Raw genomic sequence first — 23,829 nt, 5'->3', positions numbered from 1 at the left:
CGTCGACAGCGCCGAGCAACCCAGAAGCGCGACGCGACATTCGTTCGCAGCGACTACTTTCTGTTGAGACGATCGGTTTGTGACATCATCTACTTAATGCGCTCCCGCCGCTAGATTCATGCTCGCGTTGCACCGAACAACGCAAATCCATTTCATCGACTTTTCTCACCCGGGCAACATAGAGTTCGTCTCGATCAAAGTCGCCTCGGCGGCTGCAGGAGATTTTGGACAGAACGATGTCGACCGCCGGCGTCATCAGCCTTGAACGGGACTCGCCCGAGCTTGCACACACCTACGAGCAGGCCAGCATCCTTCAGTTTCACCACGGCAAATTCCTCATAGGCCCGCTGTCCCTGAAGTCCGGAGACCGCGTACTCGATATCGGTGCCGGCACTGGCCGCCTGACCGAGTTCGTCGCGGGACTTGCCGGCCCGACCGGCCGCGTGATCGGCATCGACCCGCTGGAGAACCGGATCGCCATCGCGCGCCTGCGTGCCTCGGAGACACTGACCTTCGATGTCGGCCGCGCCGAGGACCTTTCGCGCTTTGGACCCGCGGAATTCGACGCCGTCTACCTCAACAGCGTTTTCCACTGGATCGCGGACAAGCGGCTGGCGCTGCGCGAGATCGAGCGCGTCCTCAAGCCGGGCGGCCGGATCGGGCTGAACGTTCAGGATCCGAGCAAACCTCACGAGTCGCGAACCCTGCTTCGCCAGGCAATCGAACGGGCCGGGTTCGGCGAGAGAAGCGGCGAGTCGCAACGGGTGCTCGGGGCGACCGACGACGAGCTCAAGACGCTGTTCGCCGAGACTGGCTTCGTCGACTACCGCAGCGACCTGCGCTCGCTGGTCGATCTCCACCAGAACGTGACCTCAGTGCTCAAATGGTCTGAGGCCAGCGCATTCGGCAATTTCCTTGCCGCCTTCTCACCGGCAGAACGGACACAGATCGACGCGGCCTTTGCTGCGCTGCTCGAAGCGAAGCGTATCCCGGAGGGCCTGCGCCTAGAGCGCTATCTGCGCTTCGCCTTCGCGCGAAAGCCGGCGCCGCAAACAACCCCTTCCGTCTCATAGCCGCTCGCGTCTCTATCCGGCCATCGCACCTGGACATTCGAACCATGAGCAACCAACGGCAGCTTGTTCTCAATCTTTTCATCTACCCCGGCGGCCATCACGAAGCCGCGTGGCGTTACAAGGGATCGTCGGCGGAACGCATCCTCGACATCACCTTCTATCAGGAGTTGGCGCAGCGGGCCGAGGCCAGCAAATTCGATGCGATCTTCTTTGCCGACGGGCCGGCCCTCGCCGACAACGTCCGCTATGCCCAGCGCTTTCGCTTCGAACCGATCACATGGCTGGCCGCGATCGCCGCAGTCACGAAGCGCATCGGCCTCATCGCGACCGCGTCAACCACCTATACCGAGCCCTACAACCTCGCACGCCTGTTTGCCTCGCTCGACCATCTGAGCCAGGGCCGCGCCGGCTGGAATATCGTGACCACCAGCGCGCCGCAGGCCGCGCAGAATTTTGGCCTGCCCGAACACCCCCCGCATCATGAACGCTACGAGCGCGCCCGCGAGTATCTCGATGTGATCTCGCGGCTCTGGGACAGCTGGGAGGACGACGCGCTCGTCAACGACCCAGCCTCCGGCATCTTCGCCGACACCAGCAAGATCCATACGCTCGACCATGTCGGCAAGCACTTTCGCGTCCGTGGCCCGCTGAACATCTCGCGCGTGCCGCAGGGCCGGCCGGTCTATGTGCAGGCCGGCGCCTCCGACGACGGCCGCGCCTTTGCCGCCCGTTATGCAGAGGCGATCTTCACCGCACACCAGACGCTGGACTCGGCCAAGGCCTTTTATGAAGACATCAAGCGCCAGGCCCGCACCTTCGACCGTGGCCCCGACGAGATCAAGATCCTGCCCGGCATCAGTCCGTTCATCGGCAGCACGCAAGCCGAGGCCGACCGACTGGAAGAGGAATTCAACGCACTGATCCAGCCCGAATATTCCCTGACCCAGCTGCGCCAGATGATCGGCGTCGATCTCACCGGCTACGACCTCGACGGCCCCGTTCCCCGCCATCTCATCGACACGGCGAGCGCGCGCGGCGTAGCCAGCCGCTTCAAGCTCGTCGTCGATATTGTCGACCGCGAGAAGCCGACCATCCGCCAGCTCGTCCAACGCCTCGCCGGCGCGCGCGGCCACTGGGTCATCGCCGGCACGCCCGAAAAGATCGCGGACAACATCCAGGCCTGGTTCGAAAATGGCGCCGCGGACGGCTTCAACGTGATGCCGCCCTGGCTGCCCGGCGGCCTCGATATTTTCGCCGAGCAGGTGGTCCCGATCCTGCGCAAGCGCGGCCTGTTCCGTCAGGATTATACCGGCACGACGCTGCGCGAGCACTACGGCCTTGCGCGCCCGGCCAGCATCTACTCCAACGCGGTCAAGGCGATCGCCTAACCGCATCCCCCATTCAGAACTCAAGCTCAGCAAGTGAAAATGAAGACAGCGTTGTTTCTCCTCTCCGGCCTTTTGGCTCTCTCCCCCTTCGCTGCCGGAAATGTCTCGGCACAGCAACCCGCGAAGCCGGAGTTGCGGGTTGGCTTCGTGCCGGGTCCCTACATCGACGAGTTCAAGATCGGCGTCGAGCCGGAGCTGAAGAAGAAGGGCTACAAGATCCGCTATGTCGAGTTCTCGACGGGGCTCGAAGCCAATAACGCGGTGTTCAAGTCCGAGATCGATGCCAATGTGATGCAGCACACGATCTTCCTCGAGTCTTACAACGAGCGTCAGAAGACCGATCTCGTCGGCATCGTCCACGTCCCGACACCACCGATGGGCCTCTATTCGAAGAAGCACCAGCTGGGTTCGCCGATCAAGCCGGGCTCCAGCGTCGCCGTGCCAAACGATCCGGTCAATCTGCAGCGCGCACTCTGGGTGTTGCGCGATCTCGGCCTGATCGAGATTCGCGACAGCAAGCCCGTCGACGTCACCGAGCTCGATGTCGTCAAGAATCCCGGCGGCATCAAGCTGGTCCCGCTCGAGGCCGCGCAGGCACCGCGCGCGCTCGACGACGTCGACTTCGCCGCCATCCAGGGCAATTTCGCGATCTTCAGCGGGCTGAAGCTGACCAACGCCTTCGCGCTCGAGAAGATGACAACGCCCTATATCAATGTGCTCGCCGTGAAGAAGGCGAATGCCAACGCCGAATGGGCGCAGGACATCGTCGCCGGCTACAAGTCGCCTGCGTTCAGGGCCGCGATCCACGCCGACCGGTTCTACGACGGTTTCACCTTGCCTGACTACATGAAGTGAGCGGAGCGCATGTTCGAATTCACGCTTGAATGGGCGGGCCGTCGTTCCGTCGCCGAGCGCGCGATCGACGCGCGAGCGGTGACTGATCAGCTCCACATCCGCGAGGCTTTGATCTTCCCGTTGGTCCTGCTGATCGTGTTCCTGTTCGCGCTGGGCATCATGACAGGCGCACATTTGAATGGACGAGCCAACGACGCCTTGCCGTATCTCGTATCCGGAGGCATGGGCATGCCCATGCTCTATCCGGCGTCGGCATTATGCCGCAGGCCGTCGAACCTGGGTTCAGTGCCGCGGCTCCAACAAGCCGACGTGCTCGCGCTAATGACGGCTGACTAGCGGCAAGGCTATGCCTTTCATGCCTTCCCCGAGGCGGTGAGCATCAAAATCATCCACAGCTGCCAAGCAGCGTGCAATTTTCCAACCGCGCTCGCAACGACGCCAGCATGATTCAACCAAACTGATCCCGACGCGTGAGTAGCAATGTTCAACGCCATCGCCGACGTGATAGCTTTTCCGAGTTCTCGCCCTACACCGTTGTCCGGAGTGAACATGAGCTACGTCATCTCGCTGCAATCAGGCTTCGCTCGTTTGATCGAACAGGCACGCGGATGGTTCCAGCGCTCGCCGCGGCCGCGGACAGGCGGCCCGGACGACAAGCAAGACGATCTCTACGAGATCTTCCTGTTCGGGCCTCACGGCTGACGCCAGACAACGCGTCCAACTTTCCATCACACTGAGGTTTTTGACATGACCGACGCTGCGCTGCAGCTCGCCGAGACCGGCCGCCGCCTGGATGCCATCGACCGCAAGATCCTGACGGTGCTTCAGGAGGATGCCGCGCTCTCGGTGGCTGAAATCGGCGACCGGGTCGGCTTGTCCTCGACGCCGTGCTGGAAACGGATCCAGCGGCTCGAGGCCGACGGCATCATCCTGAAGCGTGTTGCGCTGGTCGATCAGAACAAGATCGGCCTCGGCCTTTCGGTGTTCGTCTCGGTGGAAAGCTCCGATCACTCCGATGCCTGGCTGAAGCGTTTTGCCACGGCGGTCAGCGCAATGCCGGAGGTCATGGAGTTCTACCGGATGGCCGGCGATGTCGACTACATGCTGCGCGTCGTCATCCCGGACATGCAAAGCTACGACGTATTCTACAAGAAGCTGATCCACGCCGTTCCGCTCAAGAACGTCACCTCGCGCTTTGCGATGGAGAAGATCAAGTCGATCACGGCGCTGCCGGTTCCGCCGTTGGCGGCGGATTGAGATCTCACACGCGATGAACGCGGCCCGTGGCCTTGCCGTCAGACCGTTGCGTACCGCGAGAGAAATGGCTTGACGGCGGCGAGCACGGCCTCAGGCTGTTCTTCCGGCTGGAGATGACCGCCGGGGATGGCCCAGCCCTCGACATCGGCGGCCCAGTTCCTCCAGATCTGGAGCGGCGAATCCGTTTCGCTGAAGCGGCCTTGCTCCCATAGCACCAGCACGGGGCAATCGAGAGTGCGCCCGGCAGCACGATCGGCGAGGTCGTGCTCATGGTCGATCGTGGCTCCGGCGCGATAGTCCTGCATCATTGCATGCCGCACGTCCGGTCTCCGGAATGCTTCTCGATAGACCGAGAGCGCTTCGTCCGACAGGCAACCAAACTCCTTGGTCATTCTTCGCAACGTCCGGTCCAGGAAGAAATCGGGGTCTCCGCTCAACAGCCGTTCCGGCAAGTCATAGGGTTGCGCGAACAACAGCCAGTGATAGGCGCCGAGCGCAAAATCCCTGCCGGCACGCGCCCAGACTTCGCTGGTTGGAATGACGGTCAAGGACACGAAGGCCCGTACGGCTCCAGGGTGATCCAATGCCAACCGGTATCCGACCCGGGCACCGCGGTCGTGTCCGACGACGGCAAAGCGATCAAACCCGAATTGCTTCATGACCGCGACCTGATCGCGCGCCATCGTGCGCTTGGAGTAGGCCGAGGCGTCGGCCTGCTGCGGCCCGCGGCTGTCGCCATATCCCCGCAGATCCGTAGCGACAATGGTGTGGTCGCGCGCCAGAACGGGAGCAATGCGATGCCAGGCGACGTGTGTCTGCGGATAGCCGTGGAGAAGCAGCAGCGGAGGACCGCTCCCGCCTATGAACGCGGCAATCGTCGCGCCATCGGTCCGGATGTCATGTCGCTCGAAGCCGTTGAACATGACTGGCCTCGCCCCGATTTGCTTCCTGATGATCTACCCGCATTCAGCGGCCGTAGAGCGATGTCAACGCTTCGCGCAGGGTAGCCCAATTTTGCAACTCGTCTGTCGCCCGGCCCCCCTGAACGAGTTGACCGGCACATAGTTTTCCGCTTTCTGCCGACTTCCTTGCCCGTTCTCCCCTAAAACACAGCTGTTGGATCCCATCAACGGCAGTCTGCCGATCCAATCCTCGCCGACCTTGAGTGAAGCGCCGCCAAATGATCGATTTGGGGGACGCATGAAGGCGTGAAACATGGCCCTCCGATCCCAGTGCGCCGCGTCGCTGATGGGATAGTAGGTCGCAGTCGTAGCTGTTCCAGCATGTTGTGTTTCCAGAACTGCCCGCTCCGTTTCAGAGGACTTTGCTCACGTTGGTTGACGCAAGATTTTTCTTGATCTCCCGGTGCACACGTGGCGCACACGCCGACCTCTAACCAGTTGAAAAACTTAAATTCTCGCTCCAATCCATCATGGGGAAGTTTGAGCTAACCGCAGCCAAGAAGATCGATGCTGATCAACGATCGTCCGCTTTGCGCCCAGAGCTGCCCTCCCGATAAGTCGCACTTTGACCCAGGCAAGGTGCTGCGTCGTTGAGCTCGGTCCGCGGTCGTGTCCCCGGTGGTGGTGTAGCTCGGTAGAGCAAAGCCGCCCGAACGCGCGCCTCGAATAGCGCCGTAGCGGGCGGGCGGCTTTGCGGTGGTCACCGGCAGTTCTCCGGTAGGATCGGGTTGCGACACGCCAACGCAACCGAGGAACCACCGATGACCGACGATATGATGAACCTGCGCACGCTCGTGGAGAAGACCCCTGATGCCGATCTGTTGCGCGAGATGATCGGCTTTGCTGCCCAGCGGCTGATGGAGCTGGAAGTCGAAGGCCAAGCCGGTGCAGCCTACGGCGAGAAGAACCCCGAGCGTCTGGCCCAGCGCAACGGCTACCGCGACCGAACCTGGGAGACCCGGGCCGGGACGGTCGAACTGCGCATCCCCAAGCTGCGCAAGGGCTCCTACTTCCCGGGTTTCCTGGAGCCGCGCCGGATGGCCGAGAAGGCGCTCACCGCCGTGGTTCAGGAAGCCTATGTGCAAGGCGTTTCGACCCGCTCGGTCGACGATCTGGTGCAGGCGATGGGGATGAGCGGCATCTCCAAGAGCCAGGTAAGCCGGCTCTGCGCGGAGAACGATGACAAGGTGAAGGCCTTCCTCGGCCGCCCGATCGAGGGCGACTGGCCGTATCTGTGGATCGACGCCACCTACGTGAAGGTGCGCCAGAATGGCCGCATCGTGTCGGTCGCAGTGATCGTCGCCGTCGGCGTCAACAGCGACGGCCGGCGCGAAGTTCTCGGCATGGACATTGGCCCGTCCGAGGCCGAGACGTTCTGGACGGCGTTCCTGCGCAAGCTCGCCCGCCGCGGCTTGCGTGGTGTCAAGTTGGTCGTCTCCGATGCCCATGAGGGCATCAAGGCCACCGTCGCCAAGGTGCTCAATGCCAGCTGGCAACGCTGCCGCGTGCACTTCATGCGCAATGCATTGGCCCACGCCGGCAAGAGCGGCCGCCGTGTCGTCTCGGCCTTCATCGCCACCGCATTTGCCCAGGACGATGCCGAGGCCGCTAAAACGCAGTGGCGGAAGGTCCCCGACCAGCTCCGCCCCAAGCTGCCCAAGCTCGCCGGTTTCCTCGACGAGGCCGAGACCGACATACTCGCCTATATGACGTTCCCGCCGCAGCACAGGACCAAGCTGCACTCGACCAACCCGATCGCGCGGCTCAACGGCGAGATCAAGCGGCGCACCGAGGTCGTCGGCATCTTCCCCAATGAAGATGCCATCGTCCGCCTCATCGGCGCGATCCTGCTCGAGCAAAACGATGAATGGGCCGTCCAGCGCGCCCGCTACATGACGCTGGAAACCATCGCGCCGTTGAGCGATGATCCCACCGTCAGCCTTCCAGCAATCGCCAGCTGAACTGCCCGGCTCTTGCCGGTGAACGCGGTCTCCCGCCGCCAGCTACACCACGCAACGGGAGACGATCAAGATCATATCTCAGGGCTAAGCAATTGATCCTGTTGATGCCTGGCGGAAGGGGTGTCCTGTCAACCTTACCGATATTGCTCGCATTTTCCGCTTCCAATGCGGGCAATCTACGGTCCTAACCACGGTCCTCGTCGCAGCCTCAGGACCGTAGTTTTTCGGCCAGCTGGGACGGCTCGTGGGCTCTCGGACGCCCTGCCCGCGGCCGTGTGCGGGAGCTACCCGCGAGCCATTTCGCAGGTCGGCCAAGCACCTCGAATGCCCGCCCTGTCTGCCGTTCCATCCCTACGCACGCCGACGGTCGACCACTCAAAATCACCTTCGGGGATGTGGCAGACGGGTTTGCGCGGCGTGCTGGCCTGTTGCCATTGCGGCCAGATGTTACTCTGGACGCCGTCCACTGGCCTGACAATGTAAGGATATCCGATCTCGAGCCGCGGTTCGGCTGCGAGGTCGCGGTAGCGGAGCGCCGATGTCCGGCCTAACTTTAAGCAGGGCGACCCGCAGCTTGGATGATGGGCTTATCGAAACACCCCATGATCAAGGGCGCATGGTGAGGACCCTTTGGAGCCCCCCCGCCTTAACGCGACGAACCTCAGGGCGAGGAGATTTTCCGATGTCCGCCGTCCCTCTGGACGTCCAACGAAGATTCGAGCGGCGATGCAGACCAATGGATGAGGGCCGCCGGCGCACGCTGGCTGGTGTCTCACCAGCCCCATGTGTGTTTCACATTTTAAGCAGGATAATTGGCCGAGAACTTCGATCAGCGTTTATCTGCCGTTTGTCTGTCGGCTTTCTTCTCGAGCTCATCGATTCTGTCGAGTGCGCTGCTCAAGAGTTCGCCCAACACCAGCAGTGTTGAGTAGAGCTGCTGCGACATACCGGGTGTTGCGGCATGTATCACTCGCTTTATTTCTTCTCGCATTGCCATGGCTATTCTCGCAGTGCCTTCCTGATCAGAGAGACGCGACTTCGTCCGCCCTATAATTCAGGCGCAAGTCGATATTATTTGCGGCGATCCTGCTCAATCCGGTTGGCAGTCGCGAGCTTTCCCGCGATATACTGCTTAAGATCACCGACCTCCTTTTCAAGGGCGGCTCGCGTGATGTTCTGGTTCTGGGCGCCTTCAACTAGACGGTTAACCAATACGTCCACGCTTTGCGAAGCGCCCGGCGTCCCGTATTGCTCCGCAGCGTGAACGCTGTTCTCGATCCAAAATTCAATGTACTCACGTGGTGTCGTAAGCATGTGAAGTCGCTGCCAGCATCGAATTTAGCTTCGCGTGGAGCGTAACGAGATGCAAAGGTGTGGGCAAGGCGGCACTCACACAGCGTTCCCGGCTTTGGTATCAGACCTTTCCGTTGCGTACCTTCAGGTAGCCTGTTTCCGGGCTCGGGGGACTGGATCGAATTTCGGTGGCCTGTTTTGCCTTTCCGGCGCATAAGCGGGCATGCCCAATTCTCATTACCGATCCTGTCGGTGTGGCGCGGTCTATAGCCGAACCGAAGCGATGGCCCCGGGTCGGCAGATCGCCAGCTTCGAGTGCTCGGTTTGTGGCGCGACCATGGAATCCTGGAACACCGGTTGGTTGCCCACCTATAGGTTGATTGCCGGCCCCGTCCGACTTCCTCGACCTAGCTAGTTATTGCAACTCTCAGCATGTGCACGGATTGACCATCATGGCGGAGTCCTTCGGCAATTCGTTCACTATCGTTGAGGTGACCTCGGACCCGCCCCAGCCAACGAAGCAGATGTGGTTGGCCTTAGCCAAGCCCAAGCAAGCGTTGACGCTGGTTCTCGCTGCCGTTCCGGAAGGCTGGACAGCGGAAGTCGTGCCAGCGATTCTCACTGAAAAGCAGCAAAGGATGTTCGAGGAACTGAACCTCGAACCCGGCGACGTTTACAGGATCGCTCCCGAGTAAGACAGCTTCAGTGGGCGGCACCTTCGGGCGGGCGTTTGCAATTGGCCGACCCTTGCGACCGCTCCAACTGTTCGGCGTTTCGCGAGAACGGCGGACGGGCCGAGCATGCGAGGAGCACGGCTGGGCGCAGGACCGCTTCGACTCTACACTCGCGAGCGCGCTTGGATTCGCTAGGAAGGTGCCGCCCGTCAAGTTATTTCCGTCCCAAGCCGTTGCTGAAATCGGTCAGTTACCAGAGTCGATCGGCGACACCGCCCGAGCGGCTACCCGACTAACGACTGGCCGTGATAACATCGCGCGCGCCTTGGACGGAGATGGAGGCCGCCTCGTCGATGGCCGCCATCAGGTTCGAAGTTTCGGTCTGATGGATCATATGCCCCGCCCCCGCGAGGCGACGCAGCCTGCTGTGCCGGATCATGCGGTGCAATCGTGCGGATTGCTCGACGTCGATCAAGCGGTCGTCCTCGCCCGCGATTATGACCGTTGGCATCGTGACTTCGCAGTAGGTCTTCGAAACCGCCGCGGCCATGGGAATCATCATCGCGGACTCCTCTGCACTAGCGTGGAGCTGCGACGGTCTCACAGCCATCTCGACCGGGAAGCCGGCGAACTTTCCCGGGACCGGCTGCGGTCCGAAGACCTTGCGCAAGAGGGTTGGCCACATCAACCGGGCGAGGACCGGCGAGATGGTATTGCTGATAACGTCTCCCAGTACGGGGATCGCCGGGACGGACGGCGCCACCAGATCGAGACGGGAAGTCGGAAAATAGTATCCCGACGCGAGCACCAGCCCTTCCACGAGAGCGGGGTGCCTTGTGGCCAATGCGACGGCGATCGAAGCCGCCCACGAATGCCCAAGCACGATCGCTCGCTGAATGCCCAATCGATCGAGGGCCTTCCGGAACAAGTCCGCCTGTTCGTTCGGCCCCCAAACACCGCCCCGGGGCCTCGAGCTGTGACCGAAGCCCGGGCGATCGAACGCGATTACCCTGTACCTCTCGGCCGCGCGGTCGATCAGGCCGCTCGACTGCAGATCCTCGATCATTGTGCCGTTGCCGTGGAGCAGAAGGAGCGGACGGCCGCTGCCGCGCTCCACGTAGTGGACCCGAACACCATCGACATCGATGAACTTGCCTCGAGGCGGATTTGCGCGTTCCGCATTTCGCGCAAGCTGTCGGTTTACCAAGGCCGTCGCCGCCAGCAGGGCGGCACCGCCGGCGACCACCGCGACAGTCGGCCTAAACGATGAAGAACTTGTGCGCGGTAGTGCCATGTGCGGTGCCTCGGAATGATCCGCGCGATGAACTTGCCAGCGCGGAATGGAGCAGAGGATCGAACACCCGCGACTTCGGTATGTTCCTGCCGCACCCGCGCGATCAATGCGTCCAAGTCACGTTGCTCTATGCTTCCGTGAGTTTCATGCGTTAACCCGCATCGAGCATCTGGCCTCAGCCCGATCGGAAACCACTGCGGGACGACCAAGTTTTTCGGCCAAGTGCTACATACCGGCCGGCGCTCGTACTCGGCATATTCCGTCGTGACTCTCTCGACGTGGGCGTCTAGCCGCCTGGGGCATCATCAACTCAGGAAGGACGAATTTTTCGCCTTCAAGGCGCTCTCCAATCCTTCGCGCAGAGTTTCCGGCGCGTAGGGCTTTGCGACGAGCACGGCGTCTAAGAGCTCAGCTTCGGATTTGATCCCGCTGTCACCTGTCGCCACCACGATGCACAAGTCAGGTCGCAGCGTGCGCGCGTCCTTTGCGAGTTCCAGGCCGGACACTCCGGGGAGGCCCACATCGGTCACAAGGATATCCACGGCAGTCTCATTCAGGGCTTTCAAACCCTCTTCGGCCGAGCTGGCCTCCATCACCTTGCAGCCCAAATCGTTCAACATCTCCGTCGCAGTCAGGCGGATCTGTTCGTCGTCTTCGACCAGCAACACGGTCGCACCCTTGACGGCCCCCGCCCGTGCTGGCTGACGCGATACCGCAGCCGCAAGACGCTGTTGAGCATGGTTGGCAAGCACATGCCTAAACTTCCGCGCAAGCGCTTCCCGCGTATAGGGCTTGGCCAAAAGCTCCACTCCGGGGTCGAGCCGCCCCCCGTGCACGATGGCATTCTGCGTGTAGCCGGATGTGAAAAGGACCGCGACGTTGGGTAGCCGTTCCCTGGCTTTTCGCGCCAACTCTGGGCTGCGCAGGGTGCCCGGCATCATCACGTCGGTGAAGATTAGATCGATTGGTATGCCGCTGTCGACGATGGCAAGCGCAGCCACCGCATCTCTCGCCTTCACCACGCGGTAGCCAAGATCGGAGAGCATCGACACCGCGACCTCGCGCACTTCATCGTCATCCTCGACCACCAGTACGGTTTCCTCGCCGCCTTTGATGTCACCGGTAGTGGCACTGACTAACGTATCCTCGATTGCCATTTCTCGCGGGAAATATAGCTTCACCGTCGTTCCGGCGCCGATCTCGCTGTAGATTTTGACGTGTCCGCCGGATTGCTTGAGGAAACCGTAGACCATGGCCAGACCGAGGCCAGTGCCCTTGCCTTCCGCCTTGGTCGTGAAGAAGGGTTCATAGACCCGCTCAAGAATATTGGGCGGAATGCCGCTGCCCGTGTCGGTTACCGCGATCATCACATATTGCCCCGCAATCAGATCGCCGTACTGGCGGACATACTCGTCGTCCAAGAAAGCATTGCTGGCTTCGATGGTCAGCCGGCCCTGGCCGTTCATCGCGTCGCGGGCGTTGATCGCGAGGTTCAGAATGGCATTTTCGAGTTGATCGGGGTCGATGAGGCTGTTCCACAGCCCGCCGCCGACTACCGTCTCGACCTCAATCTCCCCGCCGATGGCGCGACGCAGCAGGTCATCCATGCCTTTGATCAGGCGACCGACATTGACAACCCTCGGCTCCAGCGGCTGGCGCCTCGCGAATGCGAGCAATTGGGTAGCAAGTTTCGATCCGCGCGCGACGCCAGCGAGGGCGTTCTGGACTCTCATCTCCGCTCGGGTATTACCCGCGATGTCTTTGTTGAGCAGTTGCAGGTTTCCGCTAATCACCTGCAAGAGATTGTTGAAGTCGTGAGCCACGCCGCCGGTAAGTTGGCCGATCGCTTCCAGCTTCTGGGACCGGATCATCGTTGCTTGCGCCGCCTGGAGCGCGGCTTCCGCCTGACGGCGCTCTGTAATGTCCCGGGTCACTTTGGCGAATCCGACGAGCTTGCCGTCATCGTCTCGGATCGCGTCGATCACGACGTGCGCCCAAAAGGGAGTGCCGTCCTTTCGGACCCTTTGACCTTCGTGCTCCCAGCGTCCTTCGCGGGCTGCGGTCTGTAGGCCCATTCGCGGGAGGCCCGCGGCGCGATCTTCTTCGGTGTAGAAATTGGAGAAGTGGCGACCGATTATCTCTTCGGGAGCGTACCCTTTGATGCGCTGGGCCCCAGCGTTCCAAGTCGCCACGTTGCCTTCCACATCCAGCATGTAGATGGCGTAGTCCGTCACACTTTGGACCATTAGCCGGAACTGCTGCTCGCTTTCGCGTAATTTGGCCTCGGCTGCCCTTCGCTCGGTCAGATCCCGGGTGATCTTGGCGAAACCTACAAGCTCGCCCTTGGGCGAACGGATCGCGTCAATGATGACATGGGCCCAGAACTGCGTACCGTCCTTGCGCACACGCCAACCCTCGCGCTCGAAGCGTCCTGTTCGCGCTGCCTCCTCCAAAGCCAAGGCGGGCACCTTCTGCTCCCGCTCGGCGTCCGTATAGAATTTAGAGAAGTGGTGCCCTATGATCTCGTCGGCCTCATAGCCCTTAAAGCGCCTAGCCCCCGGATTCCAGCTCGTGACATACCCGTCGCGATCCAGCATATAAATCGCGTAATCGGTGATCGCCTCAACAAGAAGCTGGTAACGCCCCTCTCCGGACTGTGCAGCTTTGAAGCGATCTGAGTTTTCCATTCGGCTCCTATCCAGCCCCGCCATAGCTGGAGGGTTGAGGTAAAACAATACTAAGTGGCTCGGGTTCCACTGGATGCGGCTCTAGCTTTCGGTCACTGAGCTGACCTGTGGTCTTTCTCTCAGTTCACGCGGTGCTATAGGCCGCGGACTTAGTTACTGCTCGCAAGCGAAGACGGACGATGCCCGTTTCAAGAACACCGAGTAGTTTCTCATATCTGGGCGAGACATCGGCGCGACTCCGGCATCACATTCTCGGCCTGCGACGACCGTGACGCACCTAGCAACCTATTCAGTGACGTGGCGGTGAAGAGGCCAGGGGCGGCCCCTACTCCCGATCCTCAGTCCATGTGCGTTCGCCGCCATTCGAACACGCGAACCGTGAGCCCACGTAAGGAGTCCATCATGTTGTGGACGAGCTTGGGTTGAGCACCGCACTTGCAGCGCCGGTCCTCTCGCGTCTTGAACCCTGAAAATCTGTCGCTGCTGAGGTAGTTCATGACTCACCCCTGCCAGAGGTGAAACACTAAGTACGAAAGTGGACATTTGTTCCCATTATTATTTAGGCGCCTGTAATCCGGGGAGGTCAGCCGCTCGCTCATATGCGAGCCGGTCTCGGCCCGTCTGGCTTTGCGGAGGAAGATTTCGCACTCACGCCGTGAGGGAGGCTCTTGGCTTGCTCTCTCAATCGTTCGGCTTCTAGCGCTCTTCGCACTCGGCGTGGTGTCGATCGACTGAGCGCGCCTACGTAGATTCTCAGATCGATTCCGCAGTCTCGCGCCTCGCTTCGACACGTGATGATTAAGGCAGCGGACGGAGCGGCGGCGAAACGTACGGATGCACAAGCTCGATGAGCAAGCCGCAGCCGACCAGTTCGCCCGAATGTAGGCTTCCGCACATTCTTCGAAGGTTGATAGCACCACCCTGGCACTCGCGGGTTTCTCGGCCGGTGTCTGAACCGAGCCATTGCGCCACACGGCGGTGATGCACTGCCCGGCAGCGATCTTCGAGAGGTCCCAAAGCTCTACGCCTTCCCACGGATCGGGACAGTATTTTCTGCTCAGAGTGGTCACGCGCCTTCGAAGGTCGGCGCGTTCGCCTGAATGGCGTGCATGTTCTCGATGTCTTGGGTGCTAATCTCTAGTTCAAGCTCAACCGTTTGCTCCTGTTGCAGCGCTTTACTGTGCTTTTCGAATGTCAGCTGGTTGAGATTGTCGTTAAATCTGCGCTCCCATCGATTCGGTTCTTCGGCCGTCGGCGATGGTGCATAATGCGGCGCGTTGGAGACGTGGCGCCGAAGCATACCGACTAAGGTATCAAGTAAGTTGGTCTTTCCCCCGCCATTTGGTCCGATCAGGATTGAAATATTGCCGTCGAAGCTGATCTCGCGCCGGTCAAGGAAGCTCCTAACGTTCTCGATTGACAATTTTCGTATTAGCATTACCGCCTCATCTAATCAGCTGTATGGCGGCAACATCACGCCACAGGCAAACCGAAGGTGACGGCTACTGGCTGAAGCTCAAGGCGAATACCTGCAGTCTATCGCCCCCACGCCAAGCTAGGCTGGCCGCTGGGCAAAGCAACAGCCCGCCCCTCTTTCAGGGGCTGGACCGGGCGGCGTGGTGGCGCGGTATTGTTTTGTTTCCAGTAAAATGAGTAGTTAGCACAATTGAGTAGTTCTCAAAATAAATCAATGAGTTAACGCAGGATATAGAAACCAACCACGACCCTGGTTGGTTTAGACACTATCACCGCGCGGCATTCTGGCAGACATCGGTGATGAGAACGCGACAATGCGCTCCCGCCTTCCTCGAAGGGAAAGGTGCAGCGCATGATCAAGCGTCGCAACCGAACCAAGCATACGAAAACATTTGAAGAGAGATTGACTGAGGAGGCTGCGCGCTTCAAGGAGGCCGCAGCACAGTTGCCGCCCGGCCCCCAGCGGGAGCTCTACCTCAGGCGAGCTCGCCAGGCCGAAACGGCCTCGCACATCAACAACTGGTTGGCCTCACCCGGGTTGCAGCCTCCGACCGTGTTGGAGAACATGCAGGTAGGGAGACGGGCAAAGCGAGATCAAGGCGCTTCAGATTAGAAACAACGCGCTCGTCGCCGAATTGCCCGTCATGGCAGAGTCGTTCGGCAACTCCTTCAGCGTCGTTCAAGTGACAGGCGACGACACGAAAACCCAGATTTGGATTGCGTTGGCCAAGCCAAGCCAGGCGCTGACTTTGGTACTCGCGGCCGTGCCCGAAGGCTGGACTGCGGAAGTGTTGGACGTCGCATTAACGTCCGAGCAGCAGCGGATGTTTGAGAAGCTTAGCTTGGTGATGTTTACAAGCTGGACAAAGCCTAAGTAGTCTTCCGCCTTTCGCTTTCAGCCATGTTCGCGGCCTTGAGCTTTTCTCCGACGTAATCGGTTATGTCGCCAATCTCAGCCCGCAAGTCGGCCTCCGAAATGCCCTGTCCCTCGGCCGCGTCGATGAGACGCCGCGTGAGTTCCGCCACGTCCTGGGACGCACCCGCAGTCCGGTACTGCTCGACAGCGTGGATGCTGTTCTCCGCCCAGAAATCGATAAACTCGAGGGCCTTGTCTGACATGTGATTTCCCCGAGGCAGCACATGAGAAGCGTTAGCGCCAATGGGCAAACAGGGCAAATAAACCGCCCAGCCTTGCGGGGTGAGGCAAAGCATCGGACTGCCCGGCGCACGGTGGTCGAATGGACGATGAGTGAGGTCGGCGCATAGGAACCCCTACCACCCCGCTCGCATTACCATCTTGCTCCAGGCCCCCCACCCCCGTCTCTTCGACCGCATTTCCACGCAGCCGATTGGATTGAGCGGCTTGCACCGCGACGATATCCCCACAGAGGTACCGCAGCAGGTCGACATCGTGGATGAGATTGAGGAAAACAGGTCCCGCTCCTTTTTCGCGGCGCCAGGCCACGTCGAAATACTCGTCCGGCTTGATCAACCAGAACATGCCATGCACCGACACGATCGGGCCGAGTCGGCCGCTGTCGATCTCCGCCTTGGCGCGCTGGATCATCGGGTTGTGGCGGCGGTGATGGCCGGTGAGCACGGGACGCCTGCCCGCTCGGCAGCTTCGACCAGGGCCTGTGCTGCGGAAACATTATCCGCTATCGGCTTCTCGACCAGCGCCGGGATGCGAGCTGCGATACAATCCATGCCGTTGGCCACATGCATCTGATTGGGGGTGGCGACAACCACCCCGTCTGGCCGATTATCGGAGAGCATGTCCTGAAACGACGGATACCAGTCCACCTTCAGCGAAACCGCCAACTCTCGGGCCGCCGGCATCGGATCGACGATCGACGAAAGCATCGCCTCCGGCCGCGCGAGAATGTGCTCAATGTGTCGCTTGCCAATGAGACCTGCTCCCATCACCGACAGGCGAACGGGTGCGCTCATACGATTCTATCCCTTCTTTCCATCAAGCAGTTTGGCCACACGACGCAAACCAAGCAGATAACCCTGGGTGCCGAAGCCTGCGATGACCCCATCGGCCCGTTTGGAGACAAACGAGTGGTGGCGGAATTCCTCGCGTTTGTGCACGTTGGAAATATGCACCTCGATCACTGCCCCCTCGAACGTGTTCAAAGCATCCAGGATGGCGACTGACGTATGGGTGAAAGCGGCGGGATTCATCACGATACCGGCAGCCGTCTCACGCGCCTCGTGGATCCAGTCGATCAGCTCGTATTCCCTGTTGGATTGATGGAAGCGAATCTCCAGGCCAAGCTCTTTAGCCAGCGCTAGACAGTCCCGCTCCACGTCCGCAAGCGTCTCGTGACCGTAGATATGGGGCTGGCGCTTGCCGAGCAGGTTCAGATTTGGCCCGTTGAGGACATAGACAAGGCGACTCATGAGGGAAGAACTCCGTTCAGTGATGGGCGAGGATTTCGCCGAGGAACTGCCTAGTGCGAGCGTGCTGTGGATTGCGGAAGAAAGCGTCGGGCGCGCCTTCTTCGATGATCTGCCCTTCAGCCATGAAGATGACCCGATCGGCAACCTGGCGGGCAAAGCCCATCTCGTGGGTGACGCAAATCATGGTCATGCCATCGTTGGCGAGGCCGATCATCGTATCGAGCACCTCCTTGACCATTTCTGGATCGAGCGCCGAGGTCGGCTCGTCAAACAGCATCACCTTGGGCTGCATACAGAGCGCACGCGCGATCGCGACGCGCTGTTGCTGGCCGCCCGAAAGCTGTGCCGGGTACTTTTCGACCTGGTCACTGATGCGTACGCGCTCGAGATATTTTCGCGCAATCGCTTCCGCCTCGTTCTTGCTGATGCGGCGCGCGCGGATGGGTGCGAGCATACAGTTCTGCAAGACCGTCATATGCGGAAAGAGATTGAAGCTCTGAAACACCATGCCGACGTCCTGCCGTACGACATCGATGGCCTTGATGCTGTCGTCAAGCCGATGGCCGTTCACCACGATGCTGCCCTGCTGGATCGGCTCGAGGCGATTGATGCAGCGGATCAGCGTCGACTTGCCTGAACCGGACGGACCGCAGAGCACGATCTTCTCGCCTTTTCGCACGATGAGATCGACGTCGCGGAGAGCCTGGTACCCGCCGTACCACTTCTGCACGCCCTTCATTTCGATCAGGATCTGGTCCTGCATGCTTATCTCCGCCGTTGGGCGGCGGCCAACGCGGATCGCGTCGGCCGCTCGCGGTGGCTACTGGACGGTGAAGGGAACGCCGGGGACGGAGTCCGGGAAGACAGGGACCGGGACCTTCATCCATTTGGCGTAGAAGCTGGCCAACTTGCCGTTCGACTTGATCTCGTCGATGAACTTGTTGACCGTCGCGTTCCACTCCTTCTCGCCGAGGCGCGTGCAAGCACCGTTGTAAAGGGCGGTAAAGTGAAGCTTGGGCTCGAACCCCAGTTCCGGCTTTGCGGTGTTGAGGCGCTGCGGATAAAACAGATTGGCGCCGACTGCCTGGACTTGACCAGAGAGCAGCGCCTGGATGGTGGCGGCGTCATCGTCGAATCTGCGGATCTCGGTGCCGGACGGGGCGTTGTTGGTCACCTGAGTATCCTGCGTGGAGGACCTGGGAACGCCGATGACGAATTTGCTCATGTCGGCATTGCTGTTGATCGGCGTTGCCTGGGCTGCGACCAGCGTGATCTCGTTGGCGACGTAGGGTTTGGAATACTGCACCGCCTTCGCACGCTCGGGCAGCATGGCCATGGTTGCGAACAGAATGTCGACCCGGCCTGTGGTCAGCGCCGGAATACGATTGGCCACCGCCAGCGGAACGAACTCGGCCTTCACGCCGAGATATTCAGCGAACGCGCGCCCCATGTCGGCATCGATGCCATCCTGCTTTCCCGAGCTATCGACATAGCCCCAGGGAGGATTGTCGCCCTGAATGCCGATGACGACGACGGCCTTCTTCTTCACGTCTACCAGCGTGCCGGCCTGCGATTTGCCTGCGATGGCGATAGCCGCCAATGCCAGCAGCGCGATGCCGAGCTGGCGACGGTTGGGTGAAAACAACATGAGTATCTCCTCCTGGTGATGGCTGTTTGTGATTGAGTAGGTGCGCCGTTCCTACCTTTGACTGGCCAGGGCGAGCCTGGCCTCCATCCGACTGCCCCACCACGACAGTGGCCAGCAGAGGATGAAGTACATCGCGCCGACCACGCCGAAGACGAGCAACGGCTGGAAGGTCTGGTTCGAAACGATCTGACCGGCGCGGGCGAGTTCGATGAAACCAACAATAGCGGCGAGCGACGTGCCCTTGATGAGCTGCACGAGATAGCCGATGGTCGCCGGCAGCGAGATGCGGATCGCCTGCGGCAGCACGATGTCGCGCATGCGGGACGAATAGTGCAGTCCAAGCGCCATCGCCGCCTCGGTCTGGCCGCGCGGCACGGCCTGTATCGCGCCGCGCCAAATCTCACCAAGGAAGGCGGAGGCATTCACGGTGAAACCGATCGCCACCGCCACGAAGGCATCGAGCTTCAGCCCGGTGAGCGCCAATCCGTAATACACGACGAAAAGCTGCAGCAGCAGCGGAGTGCCCTGGAACATCCCGATGTAAATGCGGGTGATCCATTCCACGCCCTTATGACCACAGGTACGCAGCAACGCTACAGCCAGCCCCGCCGTGCAGCCGCCGACAAACGCGACCAGCGTAAGCAGCATCGTCCACTGCAGACCACGCAGCAGGAAACCGAACTCAGGAAGACCGAAATGCGGTGTCATGATCGCCTCCCTCAGCGTGTCGGATAAGAGAAGAAGCGGTGAGAGACGACCGCGAAGCCCAGCATCAACAGCCAGGAGATCGCGAGGTAGAGGAAGGTGACGAAGAAGTAGACCTCGAAGCTGCGGAACGTATCGCTTTCGATGCGCTGCGCAACCGATGTCAATTCGTAGGCCGATACCGCCGAACAGATCGATGAGGTCAGCGTCAGCATGATGAACTGCCCCGTCAGCGAGGGGTAGATCGCGCGAAGCGCGGGCTTGAGCACGATGAACCGGAATACCTGTCCTTTGTGCAGGCCGAGCGCATAGCCGGCTTCCACCTGTCCCTTATGAATGGACTGCACCCCGCCGCGGATGATCTCGATGGCGTAGGCGCCGCCATTGACACCGAGCGCGATAATGGCGGTGGCGGTCGGATTGAGCTTCAATCCGACGAGCGGCAGGGCGAAAAACAGAAAGAAGATCTGCACCAGGAAGGGCGTATTGCGCACGATCTCGACGAAGCCGATTACGATGGCCCGCAACCAGGCCGCCCTCGAAACGCGTGCCGCGACCCCGGCGACACCGATCATCATCGCGAGAATCATGCCGGCAAGCGCCAGACCCAATGTACCCACGCACCCCCACAGCAGTGCGGGCATCGCATGCCAAACCACCGAGAAATCGAGCGTGTAGCCCATCTTACGTTTCCTCACGGGCGTTGTGCGTGCCGCTCGCCCATCGGCTTGATGTCACCTTCCCAGAGATGCAAAAGTGGCGAAGAAGACATCCGGATCAGGTGAGATGCCCGTGAACAGGCGAAATGCCTCGGTCCCCTGGAAGATCGCCATGCCACCGCCATCGACGGTGCGGCAGCCGAGAGCACGTGCCGCGCGCAGCAGTGCGGTTTCCAGCGGGAAGTAGACGATCTCAGCGACCCACAGATCGGGACGCAGCAGAGCCGTCGGCAGCGACGTCCCTGGATATTTGTCCATGCCGATCGGCGTGGCGTTGACAATCCCGTCTGCGGCAGCCACGTCCGCAGCGACATCCCCGCCGGCCCTTAAGCGCCCTTCCGCAAATCGGGGGGACAAGCTATCCACCAAACTCTGTGCCTTGGCCAAGTCGACGTCGATAATGGTCAGTTCCTGCAGGCCGAGCTTCATCAGCGCGAAAGCGACCGCCGCGCCCGCTCCGCCGGCGCCGAATTGAACGACCCGACCGAGTGGTGCACCTTGCATGTTGCTACGAAAGTTCTCGGCGAAGCCGAACCAGTCGGTGTTGTGGCCGGTCATTCGACCGTTCCTGATGACCACGGTGTTCACGGCGCCAAGCGCCTCCGCGTCAGGCGAAAGCTCGTCCAGGAGCGGAAGAATCGCCTGCTTGCAGGGATGGGTCACGTTCAGCCCGTCAAAGCCCATCCGCTTTGCCGCCGTGAGCAAGTCCGGCAGCGCTTCGGCACCAAGTTTCAACTCAGTCAGATCGATCTTCTTGTAGAGATAGCGGATGCCAGCGGCGTCTGCCGCCGCTTCGTGCATGGGCGGGGTGCGGGACGCAGCGATGCCGCTGCCTAACAGGCCGACGAGAAAGCTGGATTTGGGATGCATGCCCGGCATCGCCCGTCAGCTCAAGGGGACGGTCAGTTCGGCGATGACCTGAGCCGTGCTCGGTCGAACGCCGCGCCACCAGGCAAAAGCTTCCGCCGCCTGCTCGACCAGCATGCCGACGCCGTCCGCCAGCTTGGCTACGCCTTCGGCGCGGGCCGCTTGCAAAAAGGGAGTTAGTCCCTTGCCGTAGGCAAGTTCGTACGCCAGCTCCGCACCGCGGAAGACGTTGCCTGGAAGCGGCGGCATCTCACCCCGCAGGCTGGCCGAGGTCGCGTTGACCACGACGTCATAGCCCTCGGCAAGATCGGCCAGTTCAGCATAGCCGCTGACGATCAGGGGACCACAACCGGCAAACTCTTCGGCCAACGCCACAGCCTTCGATAAGGTACGATTGACGAGGACCAGCTCGGACGGTTCCTGACGCAGGAACGGCAGCAGTGCGCCACGCGCCGCGCCCCCGGCGCCGAGCATCAGGACGCGCCGGCCGGCCATTTTAACGCCGAGATTGACCGTGATGTCCCGCACGAGGCCGATCCCGTCGAAATTGTCCGCAATGACCCGGTCGCCGACGAACTTCAGGCAGTTTGCGGCGCCAGCGCGATCGGCGCTCTCTGAAAGCTCGTTTGCGTAGGCGAAGGCATCGAGCTTGAACGGAGCGGTAATGTTCAGCCCCTTGGCGCCCTCCGTCCGGAATTGATCAACGCGTTCGCTGAAGCCACCGAGGGGGGCCTCGATCGCCTCGTAGACGAGGTCCTGTCCCGTCATCTTGGCGAAAGTGCCATGGATGAGGGGTGATTTGCTGAAGCCGATCGGATTGCCGATCACCGCGTAACGATCGCTCATCGCTCACTCCTGCGCTGCGACTTCGTTGTAGAGGACGCCGTCACGCACCATCGTCTCGACGAGGTCGGCCGAGAGTCCCAGCGACTCTGCAATGCGGCGGTTGTCCTGGCCGAGCAGCGGCGCTGCAGTACGCACGGTAGTGTCGCAATCGGAGAACCGGAACGGCAGGTTCGGCAACGTCACCTTGCCGAGCACAGGATGCTCCTGCTCGACCAGCATGCCGCGCGCGTGGATCTGCGGATCCTTCACGACCTCTTCGATGGTCTGCACGGGAGCGGACGGCACACCAGCTTCGTCGAGTGCCGCAAGACAGGCGTCCCGAGAGGGTTGCGACAGCGTCCAGGTGCGCACAATCTCCATCGCTTCAGCATAATGGGCGTTGCGCGCCGCAGGCGTGGTGAAGCGTTCGTCGGCCGCCAACGTGTCTCCACCGATCAGGCTCGCCAATCGCCGCCACGCATCATCGACTTGCGCAGCGATGACAAGATTGCCGTCCTTTGCCGGAAAGACGCCGTAGACGGTCGAGTCCGGCTGACCGCTGCCTGTCTGCTTCGGCAGGTCTGTCCCGCCGGAGAGGAAGTAGCGCTGGACGGCATAGTCGTGCATCGAGACCATGCAGTCGTACAGCGCCAGATCGATGTGTTGACCGCACCCGGACGACGCGCGGCCGACCAGCGCGGCATTGATGGCAGCCACGCCGTGAATGCCGGTGTACATGTCTGCCAGAGGCATCCGCAGCAGCGGCGGCGCTTCGCCGGGATTGCCCAGTTGCGCCAGGGCGCCCGACATCGCCTCTGCGATCAGGCCGAAACCCGGACGGTCGGCATAGGGACCGGTGTGGCCATAGGCGGAGACCGAACAGTAGATCAGTTTGGGATTGCGCGCCGAGAGCGCCTTGTAGCCGAGCCCGAGTCGATCGAGCGCGCCGGGGCGGTAGTTCTCGATGAAGACGTCGGCTGTGTCGGCCAGCTTCATCATCATGTCGAGACCGCGCGTATCGCGCAGGTCGATGCACAATCCCTGCTTCCCCATGTTCTGCTGCAGGAAGTAGCCGGATTGTCCACCCTTGAAATAGCCATGGGCGCGGCCCGCATCGCCCGCCTTCGGACGCTCCACCTTGATGACTTCCGCACCCATCGCGGCGAGGCAGCGGCCAATGAACGGGCCTGCCAGGAAATGGCTGTAGTCGATGACGCGAATGCCCTTGAGCGGCAGATCTTTGAGAGGCAGATCTTGCGCGGTCATGCCTGCTCTCCTGCCGCGTGGGTCTTCGGGCGCATCGGAATCATCAGCCGATGCTCGCCGAGCTGAACCACCTCGCCGCGCTGATTGATCAGCTCGGAGGGGAGCACCACGATGCCCCACCCTTCCCGCTTCGTGGCGCGCATTGAACCAACGCGGAACTTCACATGCACGGTGTCGCCCAGCTTGATCGGCAGCTTGAAATCCCACGTCCAGCCCAGCGACATTCCAGGAAGGAAGCGGTAGTCGGCACGGGTCTTCAAGCCATCGGCCAGCGACAGCCCGAACAGCCCGTGCGCGACGCGCGTACCGAATGGTGTGGTCTTGGCGTATTCCTCGTCGACATGGACAGGCGTGAAATCGCCCGTCAGCTCGGCATAGGCATTCACCATGGTTTCTGTAACCGTCACCGAGGGGGTGACGCATTCGTCGCCGACCTTGGCATCGTCCCAGTAGCGCTCATCCGTCATGTCGCG

Annotated in this window: 28 protein-coding genes; 10 read left to right on the top strand and 18 right to left on the bottom strand. The window is 61.2% G+C overall.

Going from position 1 to position 23,829, the window contains the following annotated elements; all coding sequences use genetic code 11:
• The first annotated feature begins 236 nt into the window (after positions 1-236).
• The 6 genes from NLM25_RS18165 (at position 237) to NLM25_RS18140 (ending at position 4,573) form a co-directional block, all read left to right on the top strand.
• Positions 237-1,073: a class I SAM-dependent methyltransferase gene (locus NLM25_RS18165; RefSeq protein ID WP_254118256.1), complete on the top strand. Its 837-nt coding sequence runs from the start codon at positions 237-239 to the stop codon at positions 1,071-1,073.
• 44 nt (positions 1,074-1,117) lie between these two features.
• Positions 1,118-2,461 carry an LLM class flavin-dependent oxidoreductase gene (locus NLM25_RS18160; RefSeq protein ID WP_254118254.1) on the top strand — a complete coding sequence of 448 codons (1,344 nt, stop codon included), beginning with the start codon at positions 1,118-1,120 and terminating at the stop codon, positions 2,459-2,461.
• Positions 2,462-2,500: 39 nt separating this feature from the next.
• On the top strand, positions 2,501-3,316 hold the full coding sequence (locus NLM25_RS18155; RefSeq protein ID WP_254118253.1) for a MetQ/NlpA family ABC transporter substrate-binding protein: 816 nt from the start codon (positions 2,501-2,503) through the stop codon (positions 3,314-3,316).
• Between the two features lie 9 nt (positions 3,317-3,325).
• Positions 3,326-3,652 carry a hypothetical protein gene (locus NLM25_RS18150; RefSeq protein WP_254118252.1) on the top strand — a complete coding sequence of 109 codons (327 nt, stop codon included), beginning with the start codon at positions 3,326-3,328 and terminating at the stop codon, positions 3,650-3,652.
• A 144-nt stretch (positions 3,653-3,796) separates the two neighbouring features.
• Positions 3,797-4,018, top strand: coding sequence for a hypothetical protein (locus NLM25_RS18145; protein WP_254118251.1), 222 nt, complete (start codon positions 3,797-3,799; stop codon positions 4,016-4,018).
• Positions 4,019-4,063: 45 nt separating this feature from the next.
• Entirely contained in the window at positions 4,064-4,573 is a 510-nt protein-coding gene (locus NLM25_RS18140) for an Lrp/AsnC family transcriptional regulator (protein WP_254118250.1), read from the top strand.
• Between the two features lie 38 nt (positions 4,574-4,611).
• Here NLM25_RS18140 and NLM25_RS18135 read toward each other — a convergent pair whose 3' ends face one another.
• On the bottom strand, positions 4,612-5,496 hold the full coding sequence (locus tag NLM25_RS18135; protein WP_254118249.1) for an alpha/beta fold hydrolase: 885 nt from the start codon (positions 5,494-5,496) through the stop codon (positions 4,612-4,614).
• A gap of 800 nt (positions 5,497-6,296) precedes the next feature.
• Here NLM25_RS18135 and NLM25_RS18130 point away from each other — a divergent pair.
• Positions 6,297-7,496, top strand: a complete 1,200-nt coding sequence (locus NLM25_RS18130) for an IS256 family transposase (protein ID WP_254137898.1) — start codon at positions 6,297-6,299, stop codon at positions 7,494-7,496.
• Between the two features lie 829 nt (positions 7,497-8,325).
• Here the strand turns inward: NLM25_RS18130 and NLM25_RS18125 are convergent.
• Positions 8,326-8,493: a hypothetical protein gene (locus NLM25_RS18125; protein WP_254137897.1), complete on the bottom strand. Its 168-nt coding sequence runs from the start codon at positions 8,491-8,493 to the stop codon at positions 8,326-8,328.
• A gap of 74 nt (positions 8,494-8,567) precedes the next feature.
• Positions 8,568-8,810 (bottom strand): hypothetical protein, encoded by a 243-nt coding sequence (locus NLM25_RS18120; RefSeq protein ID WP_254137896.1) that lies wholly within the window; start codon positions 8,808-8,810, stop codon positions 8,568-8,570.
• Positions 8,811-9,241: 431 nt separating this feature from the next.
• Between NLM25_RS18120 and NLM25_RS18115 the strand changes: the two genes are divergently transcribed.
• Positions 9,242-9,484: a hypothetical protein gene (locus NLM25_RS18115; RefSeq protein WP_254137895.1), complete on the top strand. Its 243-nt coding sequence runs from the start codon at positions 9,242-9,244 to the stop codon at positions 9,482-9,484.
• A gap of 271 nt (positions 9,485-9,755) precedes the next feature.
• Here the strand turns inward: NLM25_RS18115 and NLM25_RS18110 are convergent, their stop codons facing one another.
• From NLM25_RS18110 to NLM25_RS18100, 3 genes are all read right to left on the bottom strand, one after another.
• A complete protein-coding gene (locus NLM25_RS18110; protein ID WP_254137894.1) occupies positions 9,756-10,757 on the bottom strand; it encodes an alpha/beta fold hydrolase in 1,002 nt (333 codons plus the stop codon).
• A gap of 305 nt (positions 10,758-11,062) precedes the next feature.
• Positions 11,063-13,444, bottom strand: a complete 2,382-nt coding sequence (locus tag NLM25_RS18105; protein WP_254137893.1) for a PAS domain S-box protein — start codon at positions 13,442-13,444, stop codon at positions 11,063-11,065.
• A gap of 1,066 nt (positions 13,445-14,510) precedes the next feature.
• Positions 14,511-14,882 (bottom strand): AAA family ATPase, encoded by a 372-nt coding sequence (locus NLM25_RS18100; RefSeq protein ID WP_256570710.1) that lies wholly within the window; start codon positions 14,880-14,882, stop codon positions 14,511-14,513.
• Positions 14,883-15,272: 390 nt separating this feature from the next.
• On the opposite strand from NLM25_RS18100, the gene NLM25_RS18095 reads away from it, so the two are divergent.
• Together NLM25_RS18095 and NLM25_RS18090 are read left to right on the top strand one after the other, a co-directional pair.
• Entirely contained in the window at positions 15,273-15,533 is a 261-nt protein-coding gene (locus NLM25_RS18095; RefSeq protein WP_254137891.1) for a hypothetical protein, read from the top strand.
• A 31-nt stretch (positions 15,534-15,564) separates the two neighbouring features.
• Complete coding sequence (locus NLM25_RS18090; RefSeq protein WP_254137890.1) at positions 15,565-15,798, top strand: hypothetical protein; 234 nt, start codon at positions 15,565-15,567, stop codon at positions 15,796-15,798.
• Here NLM25_RS18090 and NLM25_RS18085 read toward each other — a convergent pair.
• Genes NLM25_RS18085 through NLM25_RS18035 form a run of 12 tightly spaced genes read right to left on the bottom strand, consistent with a single transcriptional unit; the run spans position 15,791 to position 23,823 of the window.
• Positions 15,791-16,039: a hypothetical protein gene (locus NLM25_RS18085; protein ID WP_254137889.1), complete on the bottom strand. Its 249-nt coding sequence runs from the start codon at positions 16,037-16,039 to the stop codon at positions 15,791-15,793. The genes NLM25_RS18090 and NLM25_RS18085 overlap by 8 nt on opposite strands.
• Before the next feature lie 31 nt (positions 16,040-16,070).
• On the bottom strand, positions 16,071-16,520 hold the full coding sequence (locus tag NLM25_RS44455) for a Gfo/Idh/MocA family oxidoreductase (protein WP_375167835.1): 450 nt from the start codon (positions 16,518-16,520) through the stop codon (positions 16,071-16,073).
• Positions 16,484-16,870, bottom strand: a complete 387-nt coding sequence (locus NLM25_RS44450) for a Gfo/Idh/MocA family protein (RefSeq protein WP_375167834.1) — start codon at positions 16,868-16,870, stop codon at positions 16,484-16,486. Before NLM25_RS44450 ends, NLM25_RS44455 begins: the two co-directional genes overlap by 37 nt.
• A gap of 6 nt (positions 16,871-16,876) precedes the next feature.
• Complete coding sequence (gene aroQ, locus NLM25_RS18075) at positions 16,877-17,326, bottom strand: type II 3-dehydroquinate dehydratase (RefSeq protein ID WP_254137888.1); 450 nt, start codon at positions 17,324-17,326, stop codon at positions 16,877-16,879.
• Between the two features lie 16 nt (positions 17,327-17,342).
• Positions 17,343-18,089 (bottom strand): amino acid ABC transporter ATP-binding protein, encoded by a 747-nt coding sequence (locus tag NLM25_RS18070; protein ID WP_254137887.1) that lies wholly within the window; start codon positions 18,087-18,089, stop codon positions 17,343-17,345.
• Between the two features lie 57 nt (positions 18,090-18,146).
• A complete protein-coding gene (locus NLM25_RS18065) occupies positions 18,147-18,974 on the bottom strand; it encodes a transporter substrate-binding domain-containing protein (RefSeq protein WP_254137886.1) in 828 nt (275 codons plus the stop codon).
• Positions 18,975-19,025: 51 nt separating this feature from the next.
• Entirely contained in the window at positions 19,026-19,682 is a 657-nt protein-coding gene (locus tag NLM25_RS18060) for an amino acid ABC transporter permease (protein ID WP_063694790.1), read from the bottom strand.
• A gap of 11 nt (positions 19,683-19,693) precedes the next feature.
• Positions 19,694-20,362, bottom strand: a complete 669-nt coding sequence (locus tag NLM25_RS18055) for an amino acid ABC transporter permease (RefSeq protein WP_254137885.1) — start codon at positions 20,360-20,362, stop codon at positions 19,694-19,696.
• 51 nt (positions 20,363-20,413) lie between these two features.
• On the bottom strand, positions 20,414-21,268 hold the full coding sequence (locus NLM25_RS18050; protein ID WP_254137884.1) for a shikimate dehydrogenase: 855 nt from the start codon (positions 21,266-21,268) through the stop codon (positions 20,414-20,416).
• Between the two features lie 15 nt (positions 21,269-21,283).
• Entirely contained in the window at positions 21,284-22,111 is an 828-nt protein-coding gene (gene aroE, locus NLM25_RS18045; RefSeq protein ID WP_254137883.1) for a shikimate dehydrogenase, read from the bottom strand.
• A 3-nt stretch (positions 22,112-22,114) separates the two neighbouring features.
• A complete protein-coding gene (locus tag NLM25_RS18040) occupies positions 22,115-23,356 on the bottom strand; it encodes a CaiB/BaiF CoA-transferase family protein (RefSeq protein ID WP_254137882.1) in 1,242 nt (413 codons plus the stop codon).
• Positions 23,353-23,823 (bottom strand): MaoC/PaaZ C-terminal domain-containing protein, encoded by a 471-nt coding sequence (locus NLM25_RS18035; protein ID WP_254137881.1) that lies wholly within the window; start codon positions 23,821-23,823, stop codon positions 23,353-23,355. Before NLM25_RS18035 ends, NLM25_RS18040 begins: the two co-directional genes overlap by 4 nt.
• Positions 23,824-23,829: the final 6 nt, after the last annotated feature.

Origin of the sequence: Bradyrhizobium sp. CCGB01 (assembly GCF_024199795.1) — a bacterium.
Taxonomy (GTDB): domain Bacteria; phylum Pseudomonadota; class Alphaproteobacteria; order Rhizobiales; family Xanthobacteraceae; genus Bradyrhizobium.
Note: the sequence above shows the minus strand (reverse complement) of the source record. Positions and strands in the feature narration are given on the sequence as shown.